Source organism: Acidimicrobiales bacterium (genome assembly GCA_016794585.1).
In the GTDB taxonomy this organism is placed as follows: domain Bacteria; phylum Actinomycetota; class Acidimicrobiia; order Acidimicrobiales; family DATDAH01; genus JAEUJM01.
In genome coordinates, this window is sequence record JAEUJM010000040.1 from 21,725 (window position 1) to 48,449 (window position 26,725).

General features: G+C 71.6%; 23 protein-coding genes. 9 read left to right on the forward strand and 14 right to left on the reverse strand.

Features of this window, described 5'->3' with window-relative positions; genetic code table 11:
- Positions 1-5: 5 nt before the first annotated feature.
- Both JNK12_18660 and JNK12_18665 read right to left on the reverse strand, forming a co-directional pair.
- Positions 6-1,292 (reverse strand): UDP-glucose/GDP-mannose dehydrogenase family protein, encoded by a 1,287-nt coding sequence (locus JNK12_18660; GenBank protein ID MBL8777967.1) that lies wholly within the window; start codon positions 1,290-1,292, stop codon positions 6-8.
- A 132-nt stretch (positions 1,293-1,424) separates the two neighbouring features.
- Positions 1,425-2,855, reverse strand: a complete 1,431-nt coding sequence (locus tag JNK12_18665) for an LCP family protein (GenBank protein MBL8777968.1) — start codon at positions 2,853-2,855, stop codon at positions 1,425-1,427.
- Between the two features lie 79 nt (positions 2,856-2,934).
- Between JNK12_18665 and JNK12_18670 the strand changes: the two genes are divergently transcribed.
- Genes JNK12_18670 through JNK12_18680 form a run of 3 tightly spaced genes read left to right on the forward strand, consistent with a single transcriptional unit; the run spans position 2,935 to position 5,535 of the window.
- The gene (locus JNK12_18670) at positions 2,935-3,960 is read left to right on the forward strand and encodes an anthranilate synthase component I family protein (GenBank protein MBL8777969.1); all 1,026 of its coding nucleotides are present in this window, start codon (positions 2,935-2,937) and stop codon (positions 3,958-3,960) included.
- On the forward strand, positions 3,957-4,799 hold the full coding sequence (locus tag JNK12_18675) for an aminotransferase class IV (protein MBL8777970.1): 843 nt from the start codon (positions 3,957-3,959) through the stop codon (positions 4,797-4,799). Before JNK12_18670 ends, JNK12_18675 begins: the two co-directional genes overlap by 4 nt.
- A gap of 13 nt (positions 4,800-4,812) precedes the next feature.
- Entirely contained in the window at positions 4,813-5,535 is a 723-nt protein-coding gene (locus JNK12_18680; GenBank protein ID MBL8777971.1) for a hypothetical protein, read from the forward strand.
- A gap of 79 nt (positions 5,536-5,614) precedes the next feature.
- Here JNK12_18680 and JNK12_18685 read toward each other — a convergent pair whose 3' ends face one another.
- Complete coding sequence (locus tag JNK12_18685; GenBank protein MBL8777972.1) at positions 5,615-6,448, reverse strand: biotin--[acetyl-CoA-carboxylase] ligase; 834 nt, start codon at positions 6,446-6,448, stop codon at positions 5,615-5,617.
- A gap of 17 nt (positions 6,449-6,465) precedes the next feature.
- On the opposite strand from JNK12_18685, the gene JNK12_18690 reads away from it, so the two are divergent.
- The 4 genes from JNK12_18690 to JNK12_18705 are packed head-to-tail and all read left to right on the forward strand — an operon-like array spanning position 6,466 to position 10,725.
- A complete protein-coding gene (locus tag JNK12_18690) occupies positions 6,466-8,235 on the forward strand; it encodes an acetyl-CoA carboxylase biotin carboxylase subunit (protein ID MBL8777973.1) in 1,770 nt (589 codons plus the stop codon).
- 3 nt (positions 8,236-8,238) lie between these two features.
- Entirely contained in the window at positions 8,239-8,925 is a 687-nt protein-coding gene (locus JNK12_18695) for a hypothetical protein (GenBank protein MBL8777974.1), read from the forward strand.
- A gap of 4 nt (positions 8,926-8,929) precedes the next feature.
- Complete coding sequence (locus JNK12_18700; protein MBL8777975.1) at positions 8,930-9,853, forward strand: glycosyltransferase family 2 protein; 924 nt, start codon at positions 8,930-8,932, stop codon at positions 9,851-9,853.
- Between the two features lie 2 nt (positions 9,854-9,855).
- Complete coding sequence (locus tag JNK12_18705) at positions 9,856-10,725, forward strand: sulfotransferase (protein MBL8777976.1); 870 nt, start codon at positions 9,856-9,858, stop codon at positions 10,723-10,725.
- Between the two features lie 19 nt (positions 10,726-10,744).
- Here the strand turns inward: JNK12_18705 and JNK12_18710 are convergent, their stop codons facing one another.
- The 10 genes from JNK12_18710 to JNK12_18755 all read right to left on the reverse strand — a co-directional run bounded on the left by JNK12_18710 (position 10,745) and on the right by JNK12_18755 (position 21,127).
- Positions 10,745-12,571, reverse strand: a complete 1,827-nt coding sequence (locus JNK12_18710) for a VCBS repeat-containing protein (GenBank protein ID MBL8777977.1) — start codon at positions 12,569-12,571, stop codon at positions 10,745-10,747.
- Entirely contained in the window at positions 12,568-13,407 is an 840-nt protein-coding gene (locus JNK12_18715; GenBank protein MBL8777978.1) for a glycosyltransferase family 2 protein, read from the reverse strand. The genes JNK12_18710 and JNK12_18715 overlap by 4 nt, the downstream gene beginning before the upstream one ends.
- A gap of 13 nt (positions 13,408-13,420) precedes the next feature.
- Entirely contained in the window at positions 13,421-14,527 is a 1,107-nt protein-coding gene (locus JNK12_18720; protein ID MBL8777979.1) for a hypothetical protein, read from the reverse strand.
- Positions 14,528-14,534: 7 nt separating this feature from the next.
- On the reverse strand, positions 14,535-15,845 hold the full coding sequence (locus tag JNK12_18725; protein ID MBL8777980.1) for an ABC transporter ATP-binding protein: 1,311 nt from the start codon (positions 15,843-15,845) through the stop codon (positions 14,535-14,537).
- The gene (locus tag JNK12_18730; GenBank protein MBL8777981.1) at positions 15,842-16,693 is read right to left on the reverse strand and encodes an ABC transporter permease; all 852 of its coding nucleotides are present in this window, start codon (positions 16,691-16,693) and stop codon (positions 15,842-15,844) included. Before JNK12_18730 ends, JNK12_18725 begins: the two co-directional genes overlap by 4 nt.
- 88 nt (positions 16,694-16,781) lie before the next feature.
- Entirely contained in the window at positions 16,782-17,639 is an 858-nt protein-coding gene (locus JNK12_18735) for a sulfotransferase (GenBank protein MBL8777982.1), read from the reverse strand.
- A 44-nt stretch (positions 17,640-17,683) separates the two neighbouring features.
- Positions 17,684-18,274, reverse strand: coding sequence for an RDD family protein (locus tag JNK12_18740; GenBank protein ID MBL8777983.1), 591 nt, complete (start codon positions 18,272-18,274; stop codon positions 17,684-17,686).
- The gene (locus JNK12_18745) at positions 18,271-19,629 is read right to left on the reverse strand and encodes an FAD-dependent oxidoreductase (protein MBL8777984.1); all 1,359 of its coding nucleotides are present in this window, start codon (positions 19,627-19,629) and stop codon (positions 18,271-18,273) included. The genes JNK12_18740 and JNK12_18745 overlap by 4 nt, the downstream gene beginning before the upstream one ends.
- Before the next feature lie 23 nt (positions 19,630-19,652).
- Positions 19,653-20,474 (reverse strand): iron export ABC transporter permease subunit FetB, encoded by an 822-nt coding sequence (gene fetB / locus JNK12_18750; protein ID MBL8777985.1) that lies wholly within the window; start codon positions 20,472-20,474, stop codon positions 19,653-19,655.
- The gene (locus JNK12_18755) at positions 20,471-21,127 is read right to left on the reverse strand and encodes a phosphate ABC transporter ATP-binding protein (GenBank protein ID MBL8777986.1); all 657 of its coding nucleotides are present in this window, start codon (positions 21,125-21,127) and stop codon (positions 20,471-20,473) included. The genes fetB and JNK12_18755 overlap by 4 nt, the downstream gene beginning before the upstream one ends.
- Before the next feature lie 24 nt (positions 21,128-21,151).
- On the opposite strand from JNK12_18755, the gene scpA reads away from it, so the two are divergent.
- Both scpA and meaB read left to right on the forward strand, forming a co-directional pair.
- Entirely contained in the window at positions 21,152-23,299 is a 2,148-nt protein-coding gene (scpA, locus tag JNK12_18760; protein MBL8777987.1) for a methylmalonyl-CoA mutase, read from the forward strand.
- Complete coding sequence (gene meaB / locus JNK12_18765; protein MBL8777988.1) at positions 23,300-24,304, forward strand: methylmalonyl Co-A mutase-associated GTPase MeaB; 1,005 nt, start codon at positions 23,300-23,302, stop codon at positions 24,302-24,304.
- A gap of 15 nt (positions 24,305-24,319) precedes the next feature.
- Here the strand turns inward: meaB and JNK12_18770 are convergent, their stop codons facing one another.
- Entirely contained in the window at positions 24,320-26,677 is a 2,358-nt protein-coding gene (locus tag JNK12_18770; protein MBL8777989.1) for a PD40 domain-containing protein, read from the reverse strand.
- Positions 26,678-26,725 lie beyond the last annotated feature (48 nt).

Consider the following 26,725-nt stretch of genomic DNA (forward strand, 5'->3'; position numbering starts at 1 on the left):
CCACGTCAGCGGCGCCCGATGCCCTCGAAGCGGAACCCGCGGCGCTGGACCGCGGAGCGGTCGAGCAGGTTGCGGGCGTCCACGATGGCCGGGTCGGACTCCATCGTCTCGGCGACCTTGTCGAGGTCGAGCCAGCGGAACTCGTCCCACTCGGTGAGCACGACGAGCACGTTGGCACCGGCACAGGCCGCGTAGGGATCGGCGCACACCTCGAGGGCCGGATGGGTGACCAGAGGCGAGCTCACGGCGGGGTCGTAGGCCCGGACCGTGGCGCCCTCTTCGGCGAGGCGGCCGAGGACGTGCAGTGCCGGGGACTCCCGCAGGTCGTCGGTGCGGGCCTTGAAGGTCAGGCCCCATGCGGCGACGGTCACGCCGTCGAGATGCCCACCCGCCATCTCCGTCACCTTGCGCACCACCCGCTCGAACTGCTCCTCGTTCACGTCGACGACGCCCTTGAGGAGTCGGAAGTCATACCCCCCGTCCTCGGCGATGCGGATGAGCGCCGAGGTGTCCTTGGGGAAGCAGCTGCCTCCGTAGCCCGGCCCCGGCTTGAGGAAGTCGTGCCCGATGCGCTTGTCGTAGCCCATGCCCAACACGACGTCGTTGACGTCCGCGCCCACCGCCTCGCAGACGGCCGCGACGGCGTTGACGAAGGAGAGCTTGGTGGCGAGGAAGGCGTTGCTGGCGTACTTGATGGTCTCGGCCGACGCGGGGTCGGTGACCATCAACGGGGCCGGGACGCCCACGTAGAGCGACGCCACGCGGATGGCCGCACCCTGGTCCTCGCTGCCGATCACCACCCGATCGGGGTGGAGGAAGTCGGAGACCGCCGATCCCTCGCGGAGGAACTCGGGGTTGGAGACCACGTAGACGTCGCTGCGGCCGAGGGCCTGCTCGACCACCCGCGTGGATCCGACGGGCACGGTGGACTTGTTGATGACGACGGCTTCGGGCGGCAGGACCGGTCCGATCTCGCGCGCCGCCGCCTCGATGTACGACAGGTCGGCGCGGCCGTCCGGGCCCTGCGGGGTGGGGACGCTGAGGTACGAGAACTCGGCGTGCTGAGCCGCGGCGGCCGCTCCCACCACGAAGTGCAGGCGACCGGCTCGCACGCCCTCGACGATGAGCTGCTCGAGGCCGGCCTCGAGGATGGGCACCTCGCCGCGCTCGAGCAGTGCGATCCGCTCGGCGTCGATGTCCGCGCAGAAGACCTCGTGTCCCAGGTGGGCGAAGCACGCAGCCGTGGTCAGCCCGACGTAGCCCGCGCCGATGACGGCGACCTTGCTGCTCATGCTGCTCGCTCCTCCTTGGTGGGCACCCCTTCGGCGGGCGCTCCGTCGTGCGCGCGGCCCGGCGGCACCGCCCCAACCTTAGGGGCTGGACCGGCGGTCAGCCGAAGTGGTGCGCCACGGGCCAGGGCCGCGTCAGCCGCACTGCTGGCCGTCGGGCGGCGGGCCCGGCACCTCGCCGATGACCTCGGTCGTGGTGGTGGTGCCCCCGAGGTCGGGAGCCACGGTGGTGCTGGTCGTGGTGGTGACCTGGGCCGGGCCGGGCTCGGCGTTCACGCCGGCGTAGTCGAGGCCGGTGACGACCACCACAGGGGCGGGCAGCTCGGCCACCTCCTCGAGCTGGGCGCCGGCGGCGAGGTAGCGCCGGACGAGGTCGGCGGCCGGCTCGTTGCCCGGCGTGTAGCGCACCACCGTGTTGGCGAAGTCGAAGCGCTCGGCGTCGCCGGTGCCGATCACCGTGAAGCCAACGCTCGACAGATCGTCGGAGACGGTGCCGGCCTGGCCGCTCGTGCCCGAGCCGTTGAGCACCTCGACCTGCACGCTGGCCGGGTCCTCGGCGTTGACGGCGACGCCCCGGAAGATGTCGAGGATGGCCTGGTTGTCGTCCGTGTCGGACATGCGCAGCACCTGCGCACCGTTGATGAGGTCGTCGTACACCTCGAGCGAGTGCGTCTCGAGAGCCGTCGGCTCGAAGGTGCGGAAGCGCTTGCCGAGGGTGAACACGTCCTGCGCCGTGAGGGTGTCGTCCACCGTGACGTTGCCGATGCCGACGTCGATGAGCTGGTTGAGGGTGACCGGGTTGCGGATGCCCTTCACGACGGCCCGCTGGATGGCGCGGCGGATGAAGTCCTGCTGGCGGCTGATGCGGCCCAGGTCGCCGGTGCCGTCGGTGTGCCAGCCCGACTCGTCCTGGTACTCGAAAGACCGGGACCGGGCGTAGGCGAGGGCCTGATCGGGCTCGAGGGTGATGCACCCCGCGCCCACGTTGAGCCCCGTCTTCGCGTCGCGGACGGGGTACTCGAAGTAGATCGGGATGCCGTCGACGGCGGCCACCAGCTCCTTGAAGCCGAGGAAGTCCATCTGGAGGTAGTGGTTGATCTCGATGCCGAAGTAGTCGTCGATGGTCTGGATCAGCGCCTCGGGGCCGCCCACGCTGAGCGCGGTGTTGATGCGCTGCTCGCCTCCGCCGGCGATCGGCAACCACAGGTCACGCGGCAACGACAGGAGCTGCGCCTGCGTCTGCTCGGGATCGACCCGCAGCACCATGATCGTGTCCGAGAGCACCCCGAGGTCGTCGCGCCCGTTCGTGACCGGGTCGGACGGGTCGAGGCGGGCGGCGTCGTCGGTGCCGACCACGAGGAAGTTCTGGGGCTGGCCCGGCTCCTCTTTCGCGGTCAGCACGCTCGGGTCGATCGCCACCGTGGGGAGACGGCCGAACTTGTAGTTGAAGTAGCCGAGGCCGCCGGCGATCACCAGGCAGGTGACGATCAGGAAGACGTTGAAGGTGATGAGGAGGCGCTGGGGCCACGAGCGGCGGCCCGGCGTCCCCGCGCGGGCGGCTGACACGAAGGTCGAGGCTAACGGCTCCGCGGGTCGGGTTGGGGTCAGGTCGTGGCGAAAACCGCCCCCGCCGTACGCTGTGGCCGTGGTCGGATCCGAGCGGGCGCTGGCAGTGGTGGGTGGCACGCTCTGCACCGGCCTGCTCGACGTCACGAGCGACCTGGCCGCCCTCGACGGCACCGGCTTCTGGGCCGTGGTGCTCCCCTTCGACGGCCCACCCGTCTGCGCACGATTCGCCGACACCCGCCCGGCGCAGCCCTGGCCGGGCGCTCCGTGGCGCGGACCCGAGCCGGGGTCGTGGCGGTCCTCGCTCGAGCGGGCGGGCTTCGAGGCCGGGGTCCGCTCCATCCGCGACGCCATCGCGGCCGGGGACGTCTACCAGGTGAACCTCACCCGCCGCCTCAGCGCTCCGCTGCCCCGAGACGCCGAGATCGCGGCGCTGGGCGCCGCGCTCGCCGAGGGCAACCCCGCGCCCTACAGCGCCGTCGTGGACCTGCCTGCGCACGGCGTGCGGGTGGCGTCCGCCTCGCCGGAGCGCTTCCTGCGGCGGGACGGTGACCTCGTGGCCTCCTCGCCCATCAAGGGCACCGCCGCCACCGAGGACGGCCTGCTGCCCAAGGACCGGGCCGAGAACGTGATGATCGTGGACCTCGTGCGCAACGACCTCGGCCGCGTGTGCGAGTACGGCTCGGTGGCCGTGCCGGGCCTCCTCGAGGTCGAGCCCCATCCGGGCCTCGTCCACCTCGTCAGCACCGTCACCGGACGCCTCCGCCCCGGCCACGGGTGGGCCGAGGCGGTGGACGCCACTTTCCCGCCGGGCTCGGTCACGGGCGCACCCAAGCTGGCCGCCCTGGACCACATCGACCGCCTCGAGCCCGTGGGGCGCGGCGTCTACTGCGGAGCGGTCGGGTGGGTCGATGCCGATCGCCGCTGCGGCGACCTGAACGTCGCCATCCGCACCTTCTGGGCCGAGGACGGCGAGCTGCACTTCGGCACCGGCGGGGGCATCACCTGGGACTCGACACCGGAGGGCGAATGGGAAGAGACCGAGCTGAAGGCCCGCCACCTGCTGAGGGTGGCGTCGGCGACGCCGGCGGGGGTGGCCCGATGAGCACCCTCGACCGGTCCCTCGTGTGGATCGACGGTGCGCTGATGCCCGCCGGGCAGGCCCGCGTCTCGCCCTTCGACCATGGCCTGCTGGTCGGCGACGGGGTGTTCGAGACCACCAAGGTGGTCGACGGCGTGGCCTTCGCCCTGCGCCGCCACCTGGCCCGCCTGCGCCGGTCGGCCGGCGGCCTGCGCATCACCGTGCCGTACACCGACGACGAGCTGACGGCCGCCATCGCCGCCGTCATCGAGGCCAACGGGCCCACCACCGGCCGGCTGCGGACCACGGTCACGGGCGGCCCGGGCCCGCTCGGCTCGGACCGCGGCACCGTGCTCCCCACGGTGATCATCGCCGCCGCCCCGGCCACCGCCTGGCCCCCGTCCGCGCCGGTGGTCACCGTCCCCTGGCCCCGCAACGAGCGCAGCGCGGTCGCCGGACTGAAGACCGTCTCGTACGCCGAGAACGTGGTGGCCCTCACCTACGCCCACGAGCGCGGCGCCAGCGAGGCCATCTTCCCCAACACCCGCGACCTCCTCTGCGAGGGCACCGGCTCGAACGTGTTCCTCGTGCACGAGGGCCGCCTGGTGACCCCCACGCTGGCCGCCGGCTGCCTGGGGGGCATCACCCGCGAGCTGGTGCTCGAGTGCTCCGACGCCATCGAGTGCGACGTGCCCCTCGCCGCCCTCGCGGGCGCCGACGAGGCCTTCCTCACCTCGAGCACCCGCGACGTCCAGCCCATCTCCCACGTCGACGGCCACGCCCTGCCGTCCTGCCCCGGCCCCCACACGCAGGCGGCCGCCGACGAGCTCGCCGCGCTCGCGACCCGGACCCTCGACCCGTGAACGGCCGGCGCTGATGGACAAGCTCTTCTGCGTCGGCGACGAGAAGACCGGCACCCACTCCGTGGCGGGGCTCTTCCGCGCCTTCCGTGCGGAGCACGAGCCGGAGGCCCACGACCTGCGGCCCCTCGTCGAGGCCCGTCTGCGGGGCGAGGCCGTCGACGACGCCATCGAGGCCTACCTGGCCGACAAGGAGCGCCGCCTGCACCTCGAGGTGGACTGGTCGTTCCTCAACGGCGAGATCATCGACCTGCTCGTCCGGCGGTACCCCGACGCCCGCTACGTGCTCACCCTGCGTGAGCCCCGGTCGTGGCTCGACTCGAAGCTCAACCAGATGGTGACCTACGCGTCACCCCGCTGGATCGAGCTGCGGGCGCTGCGCCACGGGCCGCCCGCGGGCCACCCGCCCGAGGAGCAGCCACTGGCCGAGCGGGGCCTGCCCACCCTCGACGGCCTCTTCGGCGAGTACGCCCGGTTCAACGCCGGGGTGGTCGATCACGTACCCGCCGACCGGCTGCTGGTGCTGCGCACACCGGACATCCGCGAGCGGGCCGACCGCCTGGCGGCCTTCGCCGGCATCCCCCTCGACACCCTCGATCTCGAGCGCTCCCACGAGTTCCAGGGACCGGTGAAGCACCACGTGCTCGACGAGCTCGACCCGTCCTACCTCGACGCCAAGCTCCACGAGCACTGCGACGCCCTGGTCCTCCCCCTCTACGAGGCCGCCGCCACCTCCTGACAGGCGAACCGTCGTTCTGGGTACGGCAATCCGCTCTCAGCGTTCCGTTTCTGTACCCACAACGGATTGCGGGAGGAGGTCAGGTGGAGGAGCCAGATCGCAGGTGGATGACGTCGCCGACGGGGACGACGACGACGTCGGTGTCGACCTCGAGGCGCAGCGCCCCGTCGGGCTCGAAGCCCACCACGGTGCCGACCAGCTCGTCGTGGCTGCGCACGACCCGCACCTCCCGACCCAAGGTGGCGGAAGCGGCCTCCTCCTCGCGGCGCAGGGCCAGGCGCCCGTCCGGGGCCAGCACGGCGGCGTAGCGGCGCTCCAGCCCCACGAGGAGGGCGGTGACGAGCGCCTGGCGGTCCACCGGGCCACCGGTGAGGTGATTGAGGGCGACGGCGAGGTCGGCGATCTCGGCCGGCAGCTCGTCGGGCCAGTTCACGTTGAGGCCGATGCCGACGACGACGGCGGCGAAGTGCGACCCGGCCAGCGTGGACTCGGCGAGCACCCCGGCGAGCTTGCGCTCCGCCCCGCCGGCGGCGGGTGACGCCACCACGAGGTCGTTGGGCCATTTGAGCCCTGGGCGGACCCCCGTCACCGTCTCGCAGGCCTCGATGGCCGAGAGGGCGACGGCGGTCGTCAGCGCGTGCGCGTGGTCCAGCCCGACGTCGGGGCGCAACAGCACCGAGAGGAGGATCGACGCGCCGGGTGGCGCCGTCCAGACCCGACCGAGGCGGCCCCGGCCGGCGGTCTGGTGGTCGGCGACCAACACCGTGCCCTCGGGTGCGCCGTCGGCGGCGAGGGCCAGCAGATCGGCGTTCGTGGAGCCCGTCTCGGCCACCCAGCGCACGTCGCCGAAGCGGGTGCCCGGGACGGCTGCGGAAGGACCCGAAGGTGTGAAGCTGGCATCACCACCCGACACGGAACTAACCATAGGGGGTGCTCTCGAAGATCTTGATCGCGAACCGGGGCGAGATCGCCGTCCGGGTCATCCGCACGTGCCGCGAGTTGGGCATCGCCACCGTGGCCGTCTACTCCGAGCTCGACCGGGACGCCCTGCACGTCCGGCTGGCCGACGAGGCGTACGCCCTCGGTGGCCAGACCGCCGCGGAGAGCTACCTCAACACCGACGCCATCATGGACGCGATCGAGCGCAGCGGCGCCGACGGCGTGCACCCGGGCTACGGGTTCTTCTCGGAGAACACCGACTTCGCCAGCGCCATCATCGCCAGCGGGTCCGTCGCCTGGATCGGCCCGCCGCCCGAGGCCATCACGGTGATGGGCGACAAGATCTCGTCCCGCCTGGCCGCCGAGGCCGCCGGGGTGTCGGGCGTGCCGGGCCGCAACGATCCGGTGACCGACCCGGCCCAGGTCCGGTCCTTCGGCGACGAGTTCGGCTACCCGATCGCCATCAAGGCCGCGTATGGCGGCGGCGGGCGCGGCATGAAGGTGGTCCGCTCGGCCGACGAGATCGAGTCGGCCATCGAGTCGGCCCAGCGCGAGGCGCTCGCCTACTTCGGCCGGGACGAGATCTACCTCGAGCGCTACCTCACGTGGCCCCGCCACGTCGAGATGCAGGTGATCGCCGACACCCACGGCAACTGCATCTGGCTCGGCGAGCGCGACTGCTCCGCCCAGCGCCGCCACCAGAAGCTGATCGAGGAGAGCCCCGCGCCGGACTTCCCCGACGAGCTGCGCCAGGCGATGGGCCAGGCCAGCGTCCAGGTCTCCCAGGCGTGCGGCTACGTGAACGCCGGGACCGTCGAATTCCTGGTCCAGGACGGCGAGTTCTTCTTCCTCGAGATGAACACCCGCCTCCAGGTCGAGCACCCGGTCACCGAGATGGTGGTGGGCATCGACCTCGTGGCCGAGCAGATCCGCGTCGCCAGCGGCGAGGCGCTGTCGGTCACCCAGGACGAGATCGAGCGCCGCGGCCACGCCATCGAGTGCCGCATCAACGCCGAGGACCCCGCCGGCGGGCGTTTCCTGCCCTCCCCCGGCCGCATCGACACCCTCGTCGTGCCCAACGGGTTCGGCACCCGCTGGGACGGGGGCTACGAGTCCGGCGACGAGATCAGCCAGTTCTACGACAACCTGGTGGGCAAGCTCGTCACCTGGGGCCGTGATCGAGAGGAGGCCCGCCACCGCATGCTGCGGGCCCTCGGCGAGATGCGCGTCGAGGGCATCGCCACCACGATCCCCGCCGACGTGGCCATCCTCAGCCACCCCGACTTCGCCGAGGCGAAGCACTCGACGAAGTGGGTGGAGGAGACTCTGGACCTGTCCGACGTCAAGGCCCCGAAGGCCGAGGCGCCGGCCGCCGAGGGCGAGGAGCCCAAGGTGCGCCGCGACGTCGACGTCGAGGTCGACGGCCGCCGCTACTCGGTGAGCGTGTGGGTGCCGGAGTCCGCAGGAGCCGCCCCCGCCGCGACCGGTGGCCCCGCCGCCGCCCGGCCCCGCCGCGCCGCCGGCGGATCCTCCGGTGGCGGCGCCGGCGCCGGCACGGTGACCGTCCCCATGCAGGGCACCATCGTGAAGGTGCTCGTGGCCGTCGGCGACGAGGTCGAGGAGGGCCAGGCCCTCTGCGTGCTCGAGGCCATGAAGATGGAGAACAACATCGCCGCCGACAAGTCGGGCACCATCGCCGAGCTGAAGGTCGCCGCCGGCGACTCGGTCGGCGCCGGCGACGTCGTGGCCGTCATCGACTGACCCATGGCGCCCCCGGTGGCGGTGCTCGGCATGCACCGCAGCGGCACGAGCAGCCTCGCGGGCTCCCTCGAGGAGGCCGGCTTGCACCTCGGCGAGGTCGTGACCAAGGCGCAGCACAACCTGAAGGGCAACCGCGAGAGCCTGGCCGTGCGCGACCTCAACGACCGGCTCCTCGAGCACAACGACGGCGCCTGGGACCGCCCCCCGGCCACCGTCGTCTGGGACGACGACTTCCGCACGCAGCGCACCGCGGTGATCGCCGCCCACGCAGCGGACTGGCGCTGGGGCTTCAAGGACCCCCGCACCCTCCTCACCCTCGCCTTCTGGCAGGAGGGCCTGCCCGACCTCGCCCTGGTGGGCACCTTCCGCCACCCGCTGGCGGTGGCGGCCTCGCTCGAGCGGCGCGACGGCCTGGCCACCCCGGTGGGCCTGCGCCTGTGGGAGGCCTACAACCAGCGCCTCGTGGCCGCCCACGAGGCCGGCGCCTTCCCCCTCGTCTCGTTCGACCTCCCGCCCGACGAGTACGCCGCCGCCGTGGCGGGCATTGCGAGGGCGCTGGACCTGCCGGGCGAGCCGGGGTTCTTCAGCGAAGAGCTCCGCCACCACGGCCCGGTCGACGAGACCCCGTTGCCCTCGTCGGTGGCGGACCTGTACGACCGCCTCCGGGCCCTCGCCGCCGGCGGCGCGTGAGGCCATGACCCCCCGCCTCACGGTCGTCGTCAACTTCTACGACATGGCCCGGGAGGCCCGGCGCACGCTCCACTCGCTGACCGCCGCCTACCAGGGGGTCGACGGCGCCACCTACGAGGTCCTGGCGGTCGACAACGGGTCCTCCGACCCCCTGGACCCTGAGATGGTGGCCTCGTTCGGGCCGAACTTCCGTCACCTGTCCTTCCAGCCCGAGTGGCCGTCGCCCTCGGCCGCCCTCAACCACGCGGTGGCCGAAGGGCGAGGTGAGCGGGTGATGCTGTGCATCGACGGCGCCCGCATCCTCTCGCCCGGCATCCTGCGCACCACGAACCGGGCCTTCCGGGCCTTCGACAACCCGTTCGTGTACACGCTCGGCATGCACCTCGGGCACCAGGTCCAGAACGACGCCATCCGGGCCGGGTGGACGCAGTCGGACGAGGACGCCCTGCTCGCCTCGGTGCCCTGGGAGTCGGACGGGTACGAGCTGTACCGCGTCGCCTCGGTGGCCCCGTCGAGCAAGGAGGGCTTCTTCTCGGCCCTGGCCGAGAGCAACTGCGTGGCCCTCTCCCGTGCGCAGTACGACCGGATGGGCGGCTACGACGAGGCCTTCCGCTCCCCCGGCGGCGGCCTGGTCAACCTCGACTTCATGAACCGGGCCCGGCTCGATCCCACCGTCGACCCGGTGATGCTCCTCGGCGAGGCCACGTTCCACCAGATGCACGGCGGCGTGGCCACCAACTCGGCGCGCAACCCCGACGAGGTCCACCCCTTCGGGGCCTTCGCCGCCGAGTACGAGCAGGTGCGAGGCCGGGCCTACGAGACGGTCGAGCGGCCGCCCCACTTCCTCGGCACACTGCCGGCGCAGTGCGACCTCGTCGCCCCCCGCTTCCGCCTCCCCGGCGAGCACGACGCGGCTGACGAGGCCTGAGGGTGGGTCCGCACGACGGCGGGCGTCCCGACGGCTCCCCGCTCGTCATCGGGGGGCTGGGAGGGAGCGGGACGCGGGTCTACGCCGTGGCCCTGCGCGACGCCGGCGTCGACCTCGGGCGCCACTTCAACGCCGCGTTCGACAACCTCGTGTTCACCCTGCTTTTCAAGCGCCCGAGCTGGTTCGCCTCGGCGGGCGACGCCGCCATCGGTCGCCACCTGGCCACCTTCACCCGCTATTCACGCGACCGGGCCTTCACCCCCGGCGACCTCGCCCGGCTGGCCCGCAGCGTGGTCGACCACGACCCCACGGTCGGCCGGCGGGAGTCAGCGGAGCGTGCCCGTGCCGCGTTCGCCCGCCGGCCCCGCCCGGAGCGACGGACGGCGCCGGCGTGGGGGTGGAAGGAGCCCAACAGCCACCTGTTCCTCCCGCAGCTCATCGCCCACTACCCGGGCCTGCGGTTCGTCTACGTGGCCCGTCACGGCCTCGACATGGCCTACAGCGACAACAAGAACCAGCTGCGCAACTTCGGTGACCAGTTCGGCTTCCCGTTCCCGACCGAGGGCGGGGAGGACGCGGAGGCCGCAGCTCAGCTCGGCTACTGGATCCACATGACTGATCGGGCCTTCACCCTCGGCGAGGAGCTCGGCGACCGCTTCCTGTACCTGCGCTTCGACGACCTGTGTGCCGAGCCCGAGGCCGAGCTGCGCCGCCTGCTCGACTTCGCGGGCGTCGCCCCGGGGGCCGACCTCGCCGAGATCGCCGCCAAGGTGCAGACGCCGGCGTCGGCGGGCCGGTGGCGCGACCACGCCGACCACCCCTTCACCGACGACCAGCTGGAGGCCGTCCGCCGCTTCGGCTTCGACGTCTGACGCCCGCCCGACCCCGGTCTCAGGCCTGGGGGATCCAGCCGCTGAGGTTCATCTTCCAGGCGCTGTCGGCGGTGGTTCCCGGGGCGTACCAATAGATGTCCTGGGTGCCCTCGCCGTTGAGGTCGAGGGCGAAAGGCTGGTAGTTGCCGCCGACCCGGAGGTCGGCCGACTCCTTCGCGAAGTACGGCAAGGTGTTGGCCCGACCCCGCCACAAGCTGTCCTTGGTGGACCCGGGGCCGTACCAGAGCAGGTCGGCCCGGAAGTCGCCGCTGATGTCGGCGAGGACGGGCCGGTAGTTCTGCCTGGCGCCCACCTGCTCGTTGACCTTGGCGAAGCTGCCATCGGCGCGGCCGAACCAGAGCTGGACCTGCCCGGTGCCCGAGTTGTACCAGAGCAGGTCGTCCCGGAAGTCGCCGTTGACGTCACCCGAGCGCACGGCGCTGTTGGCCGGTACCTGCGCCGAGCCGTTCGTGTAGCCGTTGTCGGTGTAGCGCCGGACGGTGCTCAGCCGACCCCCCTCCGCGAAGAGGATGTCCGAGTGCCCGTTCCCGTCGAAGTCGCCGGCCACCGGCCAGACGTTGGCGTTGCCGCCGGCGGTCGCGGCGACCGTGGTGAAGTCTCCCCCCTGACCGCCCTGCCAGATGCGGTCCCGGGCCGCGCCCGGGCCGTACCAGAAGATGTCGTCGATGCCGTCGTCGTTCCAGTCGCCGCTCACCGGCCGGTAACCGGGCCCGACGGTCAGCGCCTCGTTGGCGAACTGACCGGTGGCCCCCGACGAGATGGCCAACGTGTCGCCGCCGGCGTTCGGGGCGTACCAGAAGATGTCGTCGCGCCGGTCGCCGCTGAACTCGCCGGCGATCGGGAAGAACGAGCCTCGCTGGGACACCGACACCGGGCCCCACCGGGGCGGCTTCGTCGACGCGCCCGTGTACGCGTAGAGGGTGGTGGTCTGACACGCCCGCACGGGGACCTCGTAGAAGCGACGCAGCGAGTGGCCGGACCCGACGTAGGCGTTGACGCTGTAGCGCTGGTCCGGCGCGATGCCATCGAAGGTCTGATTGGCGGCGACCCGGGTCGTGCCCTGGGCCCGGAAGCCCTGGATGCCCGAGGGCGGGTTGTTCTCCGAGAGCGCGAGGAAGTCGTCGATCACCGCGTTGTTGGCGTGCAGGACCCGGATGGAGCCCGTGGTCCCGCCGGGCTGGTCGCAGTTCAGCGGCAGGCGGAGGCGCACGTCCGACAGCCCGGTCGCCGGGATGACCACGCGGCGCTTGGACACCCCGCCGTAGTGGGACCAGTTCCCGGTGGTGCGGTCGCCGACCGACGGGCTGCGGGGATACACCTCGAAGGTGAAGTCGTACGCGGTGTCGGGCACCACGAAGCGCCAGGTGTCGGTACCGCCCACGTCGGAGCCCTCGAGGGGGATGTCCTCGTTGATGCTGAGGGTGTCGGCGTACTGCGCGGCGTTGGGGTTCACCGTGCCGTTGAGCCGGAGGAACTGCCCGGCCGCGTTGCGCAGCACCAGGCTGATCTGGGCGTTGACGAAGCGTCCGTCGATCCCCTTGATGGTCCCGGAGATCACCCGCCCGCCCTCCGGCGCCTCGGTCCTCTCGGGCGCCCCGGCCTCGGCTGGCGCCGCCTCGACGGCCGTGGGAGGGGTGGCCACGGTCGTGGGCGAGGTCGTCGGCTCGACGACGGTCGTCGACGTCGTCAGTATCGAGGGCGTCGTCGGTGGCGACGACGTCGTGGTCGCGGCCGGGCCCTCCTGCGCCCCTGCCGACGGCATCAGCGCCGTGCCGGCCGCGCATGCAGCCACCAGCAGGGCGGTCCCCCAGGCCTGTCGCATCACGCCGTCCCGTCCGTCAGGGCGTCGATCAGACGCCGATCCTCCACCAACTCACCACTCGCCAACCCACGCGCCACCGCCGGCGGGTCGAGCACCACCTTGGCATACACGTCGCCGAACTCGCCTCGACGCTGCGCGTCGAGGAGCCGACGCCAGCGCCGCCCATAGCGCTCGGGCACGTCGTGGTTGCGCTCGTAGGCCGCGCCCCCCTTCGCGATCTTGTTGGCGAACTGTGCCTCGCTGCGGATCGGGAAGTGCAGGATCTCCATGGCGACCTCCTCGGTCACCTCGCCACGGCCCGGCCACTGCACGTCGTGGTTGCCCTGGAGCACCCGGGCCTCGGGGTGGGCGCGGTGCGCCATCTTGGGCTGGATGGGGCCCTGCTTGATGGGGTCGAAGGGCGTGGCGTAGCGGACCGTCATGCGCTCGTGGAACGGGCGGTGATCCGCGGAGGCATCGGCCTCGTCTGCGGGGACCACGAAGTTGAACCGGGGCACCAGGACGGCATCGGTGCCATCGGGGACGGACTGGAGCGTCGAGCGCAGGTCGCCCTCGACCGGGCACCAGAACTCGTCGGCATCGTTGTTGATCACCCAGTCCGCCCCATGCTCGGTCGCGGCCAGGCGAGCCATCCGGGTCACCCAGCGGCCCTGGGCGTAGTCGTCGTCGGGCTCGTGGATCAGGCGCAGGACACCCGCCCGCTCGTACTCCTCGAGGATCTCCACGGTCCCGTCCTCGGACCGGTTGTCGGTCGCGATCACGAAGTCCACACCGCGGTCGAGGTGGAAGTCGAGGTTGGCGCGGACGATGTCCTCCTCGTCGCGGACGAGGAGGGTCATCACGAAGCGCACGTCAGTGGTGCCCGCCCGGCAGGCGCCGGCGCAGGGCCAGGTAGGCCCGGATGGGCGCCCGCCCCCGAATGCGGTCGAGCGAGGCCTGCAGCTCGGCGATCTGCGCCCGTGCCGCCATGACGTCGGTGGCGAGGGCCGAGGCCTCGGCGCTGCGGCGCTCGAGCTCCTGGTGGAAGAACAGGGTCTGGCGGTCGAGCCCGGCACGGGCCTCGTCCATGCCGGCCCGAAGGCGGATGCTCTCGTCCTCGAACTCGCTCATGCGCGCGTGCTCGTCGAAGGCGACCTGGATCCGAGGCGTCTCGGGACCGAGGGGATCGGCGGGAACCGCGTCGTGGGGGCCCACCAAGGCCCGCGACCGCTCGTAGAGGTCCCGCTGCTCGTCCGACACTGCGGGATCGCCGGTGAGCGCGTCGCCGTCCGCCTCGTGGTGGCGCTCTCCTTCGTCGAGCGACGACGCGGCCGCGGTCCGCGCCGCGCCGTCGGGCGCGAGGCCCGTGTGTGCGGCCACGAAGTCGCCGAGGGCCTCCACCACGTCTTCGGGGCGGGCGACCACGGCGTCGTAGTCGACGACCAGGGCGGGCCGGCCCGCCAGGTGGGTCCAGAGGGAGCGCAGGTACCGCTCCCACAGTGCCATGGCGTAGGCGGGGGCGAACCCGTTGCGGCGTTCCAGCGAGGCCGCGATCTCGACGGGGTGGCGGAGACAGACCACCGCCGGGGGGCGGGCACCCAGTACCTCGTGCCAGAACGGCAGGGTCAGGCAGAGCCGCGGGTCCTTCCACGTCCAGGGGGCGTCGGGCAACACGTCGGCCGCGAGGGCGCGGGCCTCGTCACCGGGGGCGCCAGTCGCCGCTGCGGCGAGGCCGGACAGATCGCCCGGCGGGCCCGACCAGCGTCCACCGGCGGCGCGCAGGAGGTCGTCGTTGCACTCGGTCAGGGCGCTGATCTCCCAGTGACCCGATCGGTTGGAAGGCGCCGCCTCCATGAGATCGCCGCGTCGTCCCGTCTCGAGACCGAGCAGGCCGAGGGCGCGCGTGAGGGCCGAGGTGCCGCTGCGGTGCATGCCCAGCACGAGGACGCCCGGCGCCGTCACCGGCGGGCGCTCCCGCACGGCGGGGTCAGCCGACAGCCTTCTCCTCCGTGGCACGGGAGGACGCGCTGGCGGCCGCCAGGCCCGCCTTCGCGGTGCCGGTGTGCTTGGGGAAGGTCCACTCGCCGCCGAGGTCGACGAACCCGGCCTTCTCGTTGCTGCGGCCCGGCTGCACATGGAGCAGGAACTCACGCTCGTGGTGGTCGAAGCGGTGCAGCGAGTGGCTGTCGGTGACGGTGACGCTGAGGTGGTAGTCGCCCGGCACGAGGGGCAGGGACGGCATCTTGTAGTAGATCGTGCCCTCGCCTTCGAGGGTGCCGGTCTCGAACTCCGCCAGCTTCGTGCTGGGCTCGCCCACGAGGGCGCCGCCGTCATGGTGGAAGCCCAGCTTGAACACCGGGTTCTCGACCGGCTTCGTGCAGGAGTAGTGGAGGCGCACCACGAGCGGATCACCGGTGGCACCCACCGGCGTGGGCTTGAGGCGGGCGCTGATGTAATCGACCTTCTCGATCTTGATCTCGCCGGTGCCGGACGGGCGACCCAGCGCGCCGACCTTGCGGCCACCGGCCTCGCCCAGGCGCTCGCCCTCCTGGTCGTTGACCTTCTTCAGGTACTCCTTGGTCACCTTGACGGCCTTGCCCTCGTGGAGGAGCTTGCCCTTCTCGAGCCACGCGGCGTTGTCGCACATGGTCTGCACCAGGCCCATGTTGTGCGTGACCATCACGATGGTCACCCCCTTCTGGCGCAGGGAGTAGAGGTGGTCGAAGCAACGGCGCTGGAACGCCTCGTCGCCGACGGCGATGACCTCGTCGATGAGCAGGATCTCGGGGTTGACGTTGACCGCCACCGAGAAGCCCAGACGAACGTACATGCCGCTCGAGTACACCTTCACCGGGGTGTCGATGAACTTCTCGAGGCCGGCGAACTCGATGATTTCGTCGACCTTGCTGGCGATCTCGCGCCGGCCGAGGCCGAGGATGGAGGCGTTGAGGAAGATGTTCTCCCGGCCCGAAAGCTGCGGGTGGAAGCCGGCGCCCAGCTCGAGCAGCGCCGAGATGCGGCCGTGGGTGACGACCCGACCGCTCGTCGGCCGGTAGATGTTGGCCATCATCCGCAACAGGGTGGACTTGCCCGACCCGTTGTGGCCCACGAGGCCGTACATCGTGCCGTGGGGGATGGTCAGCGACACGTCGTCGAGCGCCTTGAACATCTCGTAGCGCGCCTTGGAGCCGCGGGTGACGCGGTCCTTCAGGTGCATGGGCTTCTCGTTGTAGAGACGGAAGTCCTTCGAGACGTGCTCGACCTGGATCGCCGGCGACCCCGGCTCGTAGGCGCTCACAGCTCCTCGCTCACGTTGAGGGATTTGGCCCGGAAGACGTACCAGCCGACCACGAGTGACAGCAGCGCCCAGGCCAGGCAGGCGAGGCACCGGTTGAGCGACGGCACCTCGAGGTACCAGACCAGGTCGCGTGCCGCCCCCACGTAGGAGGCCATCGGGTTGAACTTCAACAAGGTGGCGATGCTGAAGGGCCCGAGCTCCTTCGCCCCCACCACGTTCACGTTCCACACGATCGGGGTGCAGTAGAAGAGCAGCTGCATGAAGATGGAGATCAGGTACTCGACGTCGCGGTAGTAGACGTTGGCGAGACTCAGCACGAGGCCGAGCCCGATCGAGAACGCGATGACCAGGGCCACGAGCACCGGCCAGAGCAGGAACGTCCACGAGAAGTTCCCCAGGAGGATCAGGACCAGCATCAAGATCCCGGTCTCGATGGTGGCCTGGACCAGCACCGCCAACACGTTGGCGACCGCCGGGCACTCCGGCGGGAAGTACACCTTCTTGAGCAGCGAGGCGTTCATGTTCAGCGCCTGGATCGAGCCGTTCACCGTGTTGGCGAACATGTTCCACACGACGAGGCCCGAGAACAGGTAGACCGCGAAGAGCGTGGTGCCGTTGGCCGACTCGGGCGCCTGGCCGCCGAGGAAGGTGCCGAAGACCAGGGTGAAGACCGCGAGCGTCGACAGGGGGTTCAGGAGCGACCAGAGCCAGCCCAGGACGCTCTTCTTGTACTTCGCCTTGAACTCGCGCTCGGTCAGGTTGACGATGAGCGTGCGGTACGTCCACAACTCGACGAAGGGGAGCTTCGAGGAGAGCTTGACGCCGGCGGGTGCGGTCGCGGAGGCCACGGGTCAGCCGACCCGGGCCGCGGCGCGGCCCTCGATTGAACGACACATGATCGTCACAGGCTACGGCACCGCGCGGGCGGCCCACCATTCACGGCAGGTACCCGAAGCGACGTAGGCCCTCGGCCCCGAGGCGCTCCGCGTGAGCGAGCGACTCCTCGTCGAACGCCTCCTTGTAGGCGCCGATCCCGGCCTGGTCGATGGCGCCGAACGTGCGGGCGTGGTGGGGCATGTCCGGGTGGTTCGAGGCCTGCTGACGGCGCTCGACGTCGACCATCGCGGGGTCGTAGTCCAGCCCGAGGTGGGCGCAGCAGGCCGCCAACTCGGTCTCGGGGTCGCGCACGAGATCCTCGTAGCGGAGGAAGTGGTAGCGCTCGTCCGAGCCCTGGAGGCGGTTGCTGGCGAAGATGTTGTCCGTGGACCAGAAGCGGGGGTACCCGTAGCGCAGGCGAGGGATCCACCCCAGCTTGTGCATCGACACCATCACGTCGCGGACGTCGCGCACGATGTGGATGACCTTGACGAACATGAACAGGCGGTTGTCGAGCAGGATGCGCATGAACTGGAGGTCGTTGGGCGACTTGTCCCCCGCCACCCGCACGCCGGCCACCCGCGCCACCTCGTTGTAGAGCGACACGATCACGCCGGGCACGGTGTACTCGGCCAGCTCGACCACCTCTCGCACGCGGTCGGGGGTGAGGTACCGACCGATGCTGTCGGCGTAGCGCGCCGACCCGCAGATGAGCTCGGTGACCAGCCGGCGGCCGAGGACCGGGTCGGGGATGCGGTCGATCAGGAACGCCGTGGGGACGATGAAGTCGGTCTCGTCGGGCACGACGAGCTGGGGGTGGGCGTTCAGGCACTGGGCCAGCAGGGTCGTGCCCGACCGCGCCGAGCCGAGGATGATGAAGCTGTTGTAGGTCCGCCGGTCCTCGTCCTCGTCGATCACCGCCGGCACCTGCGGCTCAGGCGGCCGTTTGCCCATCGAGGTCATCAGGCCACCACCACCAGGGTCGATGCCGCCTTGTCGTGCCAGCCCTGGCGGCGGGCGTTGGGGATGGCGGTCAGGTACATGACGATCCAGAGGAACTGCCCCACGAAGGGGACGAACAGCCACAGCCACGGGAAGAAGCGCACGGCCGACTCGCCCGGCGTGGGCCGACCGCCGTCCGAGCGACGCACGACCCGGAGGCGCAGCAGCATCTTGCCGAGGGTCTGGCCCCGCCACGCCACCATCCCTGCCTCGTAGGCACCGGCGCACGCCAGGAAGACCGTCTGCACCACGATGAAGGTGAGGACGCTGCTGTCCCCCTCGGCGGGGCTCACCACGACGACGGTCAACAGGCCGGCGACGTTGAAGACGATGAACACGTCGATGAGGCGGGCGATGGCCCGTTGCCAGACCGGGGCGATGGCGCCGCGGCCGGACAACGGGCGCCCTTCGTCGTCGAGGGGGACCTCGCCCTCCTCGTCCGCGCCGAGCGCGGCCAGCTCCTCGTCGGGATCGCTCCAGTCGCGCTCCCACCCCTCGAGGGAGTCGTCGTCGCCCGGCACCTCGCCGGCCCCACCCGTCCCGCCGCTCATTCCGCGGCCTCCGCCAGCGCCTCGGCCAGCGCGGGGTGCACCAGCAGGCTCTCGTGGATGTCGCTCACCCGCAGGCCGGCCGTGACCGCCAGCGCGATCACCGAGATGAGCTCGGCAGCGTTGCGGCCGACGATCGAACCGCCGAGCACCACCCCGGTGGCGGGGTCGGAGAGGATCTTCACGAAGCCGCGAGGGTCGTCGAGGATGAGGGCTTTGGCGTTGGAGGAGAAGGGCACCTTGGTGACCCGGATCTTGCGGCCCTCGGCGAAGGCGTCGGCCTCGGCCAGGCCCACGTCGGCGATCTCGGGCTCGGTGAAGATGGCCGACGCGGCCTTGTCGTAGTCGAGGTGCTTGTGCGCCCTCGCCTGGAGGCCCATGACGTGCTCCGCGATCTTGCGGCCCTGCATCGAGGCCACGGACGACAGCGGCAGCTTCCCGGAGAGGTCGCCGGCGGCGTAGATGTGGGGGACGTTGGAGCGGCAGTGGCGGTCGACGGTGACGTAGCCGCCGTCGGTGACCACGCCGGCGGTCTCGAGCCCGAGCGAGTCGGAGTTGGGGATCGAGCCGATGGCCAGCAGGGCGTGCGAGCCGCTCGGGCGGCGACCGTCATCGCAGCGGACCGTGATGCCCTCGTCGGTGACGTCGATGCCCTCGGCGCGCGCGCCCATGAGCAGCTTCACGCCCCGCTCGATGAAGTTCTCCTCGAGGGCGGCGGCGACCTCGGGGTCCTTGCGGGGCAGCACCTGCTGACGGCTGACGATCAGCGTGACCTCACAGCCGAACGACGAGAACATGTGGACGAACTCGACGCCCGTGACCCCGGAGCCGATCACCACGAGGTGCTCGGGCATGGTCGGCGGCGGGTACGCATCGCGGGTGGTGAGCACCCGGTCGCCGTCGATGGGCGCCCACTCGGGGATGCGGGGGCGGCTGCCCGTGCTGAGCAGGATGGCGTCGGCCTCGAGCTCGATCGGGCCGTCCTCGGTGTCGGCCACCACCTCGTGGGTGCCGACGAGGCGGCCGGTGCCCCGGATGAGGCGGACCGACTGGCTCTCGAGCAGACCGGTGATGGACCGTTCGAGGCGGGCCTCGATGTCGGCGTTGCGCACCCGCAGGGCCTCGGAGTCGAGGCTGGCGGTGACCTCAGTGAGGCCCATGCCCCGGGCCGCTCGCAGCTGCGACAGGGCGCCGCCGCTGGCGATCATGGCCTTCGAGGGGATGCAGTCCCACAGGTGGGCGGCTCCGCCGATGATGTCGCGCTCGATGATGGTGACGTCGGCGCCCAGCTTCGCCGCCTGGGTGGCCGCCTGATTGCCCGCGGGCCCTCCACCGATGATCACGAGCCTGGTCGCCACGGCGGGCAGCCTACCGGTGCGGCTCAGCCCGCCCGGCGGGTGAGGCGGACGAGGCGGTGGTCGGGGGTGAAGAGCTTTCTCGTCAGGCCGATGCTCACGACGGTGACGGTGGTGGCCGCCGAGCCCAGGATGAGGAACATGATCGCCGCCTGCACCAGCACCGCGTCGACGGGGTCGACGCCGGCGAGGATGAGGCCGGTCATGGCGCCGGGGAGGAAGACCAGGCCGACGGCCTTGGTGGTCTCGATCTGGCTGATGAGGGCGGTGCGCACCGCCGAGCGGGTGTACGGGCGGGAGGCGACGGGCCAGGGCTGGCCGAGGGCGAGGCGGGCCTCCACCTCGTCGCGCTTGTCGCCCAGCTCCCCCACCACCCGGCGCGAGGCGACCACGGTGGCCGTCATCGAGTTGCCGATCATCATCCCCGCGAGCGGGACGATGGCCCGCCCCTCGACGGGGAAGATCCCGAACCCGAAGATCACCCCGAGGCTGACCACGGCGGCGGCGCCCGTCGCCGCCAGGGCGATGGGTAGGAGGCCGGGCACCTCGGGGGCACGGCGGGTGACGACCACCGACGCGAAGCCGACCATGAACACCACCCAGGCCCAGGACAGCCACAGCGGGGCGTCGGGGTCGATGATGACCGTGAGGGCCACGCCGACGGCGAGGAGCTGCACGATGGCGCGCAGGCAGGCCCAGAGGATCGAGCGCTCGAGGCCGTAGCCCCGCCACCAGGACAGGCCGACGGCCACCGCCACCAGCAGCAGCGAAGCGGCCAGGCCCGCCCACGTGACGTCGCCGGCCGGGTCCGACGAGGACGCGGCGAGGACCGTCGCGAGCGACGTCACGTCGGGTCACCGCCCTCGACCACGCGACCCTGCTCGACCCGGAGGCGGCGGTCGGCGATGCGGTCCACCTGGTGCAGGTCGTGGGTGACCCACAGGACGGGGATGCCGGCGTCGGCGAGGTCCCGCCCGAGACGTTCGAGCACGTGGGTGCTGTCGGCGTCGAGGGCCGAGGTGGGCTCGTCCATGAGCAGCACCTCGGGCTCGGTCACCAGGGTGCGGGCCAGGCAGGCCCGCTGAGCCTCGCCGCCGGACAGGTCGTCGGCCGTGCGGGTCAGGAAAGAGCGGTCGAGCCCCGCCCGGTGCAGAGCGTCGGCGGCGGCGTCCTCACCGATCGCCGGCTCAGCCACCGCCAAGTTGTCGGCCACCGTCCCGGGGAACAGCGTGGGGCGCTGGAACACCATGCCCACCCTCCGGCGCAGCGCCAGCGGGTCGAGGGCGGCCAGGTCGTCGCCCCGGAACCGGACGGTGCCCTCGGTGGGCACCTCCAACCGGTTGCAGAGGCGCAGCAGGGTGGACTTCCCCGACCCCGACGGGCCCACGATGGCGGTCAGTCCGTCGTCGGGGAGGCGGGCATCGACGCCGTCGAGCACGGTGGCGCCGTCGACGACGAGACGGACGCCCTCGAAGGCGAAGAGGTCGACTTCGGGCGGCACCACCCCAAACCGTACGCTGGCCCCATGGACGATCAGGACCAGGAAGGCGCCGATCAGGCCAAGGCGCGGCTCGACGAGTGGCGGGCGGCCGCCAGCAAGGACCTCAAGGGCGCCGACCCCGACACGCTGACGTGGCACACCCCTGAGGGCATCGACATCGCCCCCCTCTACACGGAGGCCGACCTCGAGGGCGTCGAGGGCCTGGGCACCCTGCCCGGCGCCCACCCTTACGTGCGCGGCGTGCGGGCCACCATGTACGCCAACCGGCCCTGGACCATCCGCCAGTACGCCGGCTTCTCCACCGCCGAGGAGTCCAACGCCTTCTACCGGCGCAACCTCGCCGCCGGCCAGAAGGGCCTGTCGGTGGCGTTCGACCTCGCCACCCACCGCGGCTACGACAGCGACCACCCGCGGGTGGAGGGCGACGTGGGCATGGCCGGTGTGGCCATCGACTCGGTCGAGGACATGCAGATCCTCTTCGACTCGATCCCCCTCGACCAGATGTCCGTCTCGATGACCATGAACGGCGCCGTGCTGCCCGTCCTGGCCTGTTTCATCGCCGCCGGCGAGGAGCAGGGGGTGGCCACCGAGCAGCTGGCCGGAACCATCCAGAACGACATCCTCAAGGAGTTCATGGTCCGCAACACCTACATCTACCCGCCCGAGCCGAGCATGCGGATCGTGGCCGACATCATCGGCTACACGGCCGAGCACATGCCGAAGTGGAACTCCATCTCGATCTCCGGGTACCACATGCAGGAGGCCGGGGCCACGGCCGAGCAGGAGCTGGCCTTCACCATCGCCGACGGCCTCGAGTACGTGCGGGCCGCCCTCGCCGCCGGGCTCGACATCGACGCCTTCGCCCCCCGCCTGTCGTTCTTCTTCGCCATCGGCATGAACTTCTTCATGGAGGTGGCCAAGCTGCGGGCCGCCCGCATCCTGTGGGCCGAGCGCATGCAGCAGTTCGGCCCCAAGGACCCCCGCTCGGTGATGCTGCGCACCCACTGCCAGACCTCGGGCGTGTCCCTCACCGAGCAGGACCCGTACAACAACGTCATCCGCACCGCCTACGAGGCCATGGCCGCCGTCCTGGGCGGCACCCAGAGCCTCCACACCAACGCCTTCGACGAGGCACTGGGCCTGCCCACCGACGCCTCGGCCCGCATCGCCCGTAACACCCAGCTCATCCTCGCCGAGGAGACCGGCGTCACCCACGTGGTCGACCCCCTGGGCGGCAGCTACTACGTCGAAGCCCTCACCAACGCCCTGGTCGAGAAGGCCGGCGCCCTCATCGACGAGGTCGAGGAGCTCGGCGGCATGACCAAGGCGGTGGCCTCGGGCATGCCGAAGCTCGCCATCGAGGAGAGCGCCGCCCGCCGCCAGGCGCGGGTCGACCGCGGCGACGAGGTGGTCGTGGGCGTCAACAAGTACGTCGCCGAGCACCCCGAGCAGGTCGACGTGCTCGACATCGACAACACCAAGGTCCGCGAGAGCCAGGTCGCCCGCCTCGAGCGGCTCCGCGCCGAGCGTGACGACGAGGCCTGCCGTGCCGCGCTCGCCGCCCTCACCGAGGGGGCCCGCGGCGACGCCAACCTCCTCGCCCTCTGTGTCGACGCCGCCCGGGCCCGGGCCACGGTCGGCGAGATGTCGGCGGCCATGGAAGAGGTGTTCGGCCGCCACCAGGCCGAGGTCCGTACCATCTCCGGGGTGTACGGCGGCGCCTACGAAGGGGACGAGGGCTTCGCCCAGATCCGCGCCGAGATCGACGCCTTTGCCGAGGAGGAGGGCCGCCGACCTCGCATCCTCGTGGTGAAGATGGGCCAGGACGGCCACGACCGGGGCGCCAAGGTGATCGCGACCGCGTTCGCCGACCTGGGCTTCGACGTCGACGTCGGCCCGCTCTTCCAGACCCCGGCCGAGGTGGCCCGTGATGCCGTCGAGAACGACGTCCACGTCGTAGGCGTCTCGAGCCAGGCCGCCGGGCACAAGACCCTCGTGCCCCAGCTGGTGCAGGCCCTCGCCGACGCCGGCGGCGCCGACATCAAGGTCGTGTGCGGCGGCGTGATCCCCCCGCAGGACTACGAGGCCCTCGAGGCCGCCGGCGTGGCCGCCATCTTCGGCCCTGGGACCAACATCCCCAAGGCTGCGGCCAAGGTCCTCGCGCTGCTCTGAGTGGCTGAGCGCACGATGACCCAAGGCGTCGACGAGCTCGCCGCGGGCATCCGCTCGGGGGATCGGCGCGCACTGGCGCGTGCCATCACCCTCGTCGAGTCGTCTCGCCCGGACGACCAGGAGCGCGCCGCCGCGCTCCTCGATGAGTTGGTGGCCGACGCCGGCGGCGCCCTGCGGGTCGGCATCACCGGCAGCCCCGGTGTGGGCAAGTCCACCTTCATCGAGGCGTATGGTCTGCACCTCGTGGAGACAGGCCACAAGGTGGCTGTCCTCGCCGTCGACCCGTCGAGCCAGCGCACGGGCGGCTCCATCCTGGGCGACAAGACCCGCATGCCCGGTCTCGCCTCCAGCCCGGACGCCTTCATCCGCCCCTCCCCGTCGGGGGCCACCCTCGGTGGTGTGGCCCGGCGCACCCGCGAGGCCGTCACCCTCTGCGAGGCCTTCGGCTTCGACGTCGTGATCATCGAGACCGTCGGCGCCGGCCAGTCCGAGGGCACGGTGGCCGACCTCGTCGACGTGTTCGTGCTCCTCGTCGGGCCCGGAGGCGGCGACGACCTCCAGGGCATCAAGCGCGGGATCATGGAGCTGGCCGACGTCCTCGTGGTGACGAAGGCCGACGGCGACCTCGCCGCCACTGCCCGCCACACCGCAGGGGACTACCGCCACGCCCTCGAGCTGTTGCGCCCGAAGGAAGGCGCTGGGGCCGCCCCCGTGCTGGCCTGCTCGTCGCTGGCCGGCGAGGGCATCGCCGAGGTCGCGGACACCGTGGCCGGTCTGCGCGCGGACTGGGCCGCGTCGGGCCGCCTGACCGAGCTGCGCGCGGGCCAGGCCGCCGCGTGGATGTGGAACGACGTGCAGGCCCGCCTCAGCGAGGCGGTGCACTCCCACCCCGCCGTGGTGAGGCTGGCGCCCGAGCTCGAGGCCCAGGTGACAGCCGGCACCCTCTCCCCCACGACCGCGGCGCGACGCCTCCTCGACGCCTTCCGGCCCGACGCCCCCTCCTAGCGCCCTGGCACGCGCTCAGCGCACGTGCACCAGCGCCCTCGCCGTGTCCACTGTCCCCGGCGAGCCGGAGATCGTGGCCCGCAGCGTCACCGGCCGGTCGGCCCCCGACGCCGCCGTCGGCGGCACCGCCATCTCGAGGCGGATCGTCGACGAGGCGCCAACGACGAGTCGGGCCGTCCGGTATGTGCCGCTCAGCACCTCGTCGGTGATGTCGCGGTCGGAGCGGCCCGCGTAGAAGCGCACCGCTCGCCGACCCGGCTCAACCCGGTCGATCGTGAACCGGTCGGCGCGGTGGCCGTCGTTCTGCACGGAGAAGAAGAATTCTGCCGCGCCTCCGGCCGGCCGCTCGACGACCACCGCCTGGTCGGCGGCGGCCCCGCCGTAGACGTCGTCACCGATCCGTGGTCCGCCATGGCGACGGACCTTGAGATCGGGCTGGCGTCGGATGTGGACCGTCACCTCGACGGGATCGGAGCTGACCGACGGGGTCTGGTCCGACCGGGCGGAGGCGACGGTGGTGTAAGTGCCGACGTCGTCGGGCGTCGTCGTGTATGCGCAAGAGACCACCTGGGCGGCGCCGACCGCGAGCGACGGGACGGTCGTCGCGCACGCTGGTGCGCTGGGGTCGTCGACGACGACGTTCGTCACGGGCACGTTGCCCGTGTTCGTCACCGTGACGTACAGGTCGATCACGTCACCGCTGGAGACCTCGTCCTGATCCGCCGACGCGGTCACCGCCAACGCCGGTGCGGCCACGACCGACACACCGACGGCGTTCGAGGCGGCGGGCGGCAGCTCCTCGGTGGCCAACGTGGCCACGTTGGTGTAGGTGCCGACGTCGTCGGGTGTCGTCGTGTAGCTGCACTCGACCGCCGTCTCGGCACCGGCGGCGAGGTCGGGCACCGGGCCGGCGCAGTCCAGGGCCGCGGGATCGGCGATCACCATCCCGGTCAGGGGCACGTCCCCGGTGTTCGCGATCGTGAGCGTGTACTCGATGACCGCACCGGCCAGCACCGAGGTCTGCACGGCGGCCTTGGTGAACTGCACCGCGGGGTTGCCGCTCACCGGGGTCCGCACGAGGAACACGTCGGTCGTGGCGTTGGTGTCGTCGGGCACGAGGTTGGTCGCGTCCGAGGTGAAGGCGACGGCGCGGCCGTCCGCCGACATCACGGGCGACTCCGAGACCCCGTTGCCCTCCACGCCGGCCGCGTCGGTGCTGATCCGCCGGGTCGCGCCCGTGGCCAGGTTGCGCACGAAGACGTCGAACGCGGCGTTCGTGTCGTCCACGACGAGGTTCGACGCCGCCGATCGGAAGGCGACGTGACGACCGTCCGCGGAGATGGCCGGATAGCCGGAGTGGCCGTTGCCTTGACCGCCCGCACCGTTGACGGACACACGCGTGGTCTCCTGGGCGACCAGGTCCCGGACGAAGACGTCCCCCGTCCCGTTGGTGTCGTCCGTCACGAGGTTGGACGACTCCGATTCGAACACCACGTAGCGCCCGTCGGCGGAGACCTGCGCGTTGGAGGACCGGCCGTTGCCGAACGCCGTCGCCGATCGGTTCAGCGGGAGGTTCGTGTGGGCGACGAGGTCGATGAGGTAGGCGTCGACCCGGCCGTTCGTGTCGTCCGACCTGAGCTTCGAGTCGGTATACAGGGCAAGGGTCCGTCCGTCATCGGCGATGGAGGTCACCGCCTCGTAGTTGACGCTGTGGCTCACCCCGGAGGGACGAACCTTGACCAGAGACGTGGTCCGGGCCACCCGGTCACGGACGTAGAAGTCCTTCTTGGTGTCCGTGTCCTCTGGCGACCAGGTGGAGGCGTACGAGCCGAACGCGACGAACCGGCCGTTGGCGGAGATCACCGGGTGGTTGGAGTCTGCCGCCGCCTCGACGCCCGTGCTGCTGACGCTCACCCGCTCGGTGGTCTGCAACTGGCGGTCGCGGACGAACACGTCGAGCCTCCCGTTGGTGTCGCCAGGGACGATGTTCGACGCTCGTGACGTGAACACCACGAAGCGGCCATCGGCGGAGATGCCGACGTCGAAGTCCGTCACGTCATTCGCGGGCCCGCCGTCGTGGGTGACGTTGATCCGTTCGGTCGTCCCCTGCATCGTGTCCCGCACGTAGACGCCGCGCGGCTGGCCCACCGGCGGCGGCTCGAGGTCCAGCGCGCCGGAGGTGAACGCCACGTATCGTCCGTCCGCCGACATCGCCGGCGTGTCGCGGGACTCCCCACCCGCCTGCGCCTCGGCGTCGCTGACGCTCACCCGCTCGATCGTCGGCGGGCCGGCGGCCGTCGCCTTTCCAGCCTCCACGAGCGAGACGGCCACGAGACCGAGCAGGAGGACGAACGCCCCTCGCTTGCCCTTCACGAGCACTCCCTCCGCCGGCTGTCTCCTTTCGATCCTACCGAGCACACC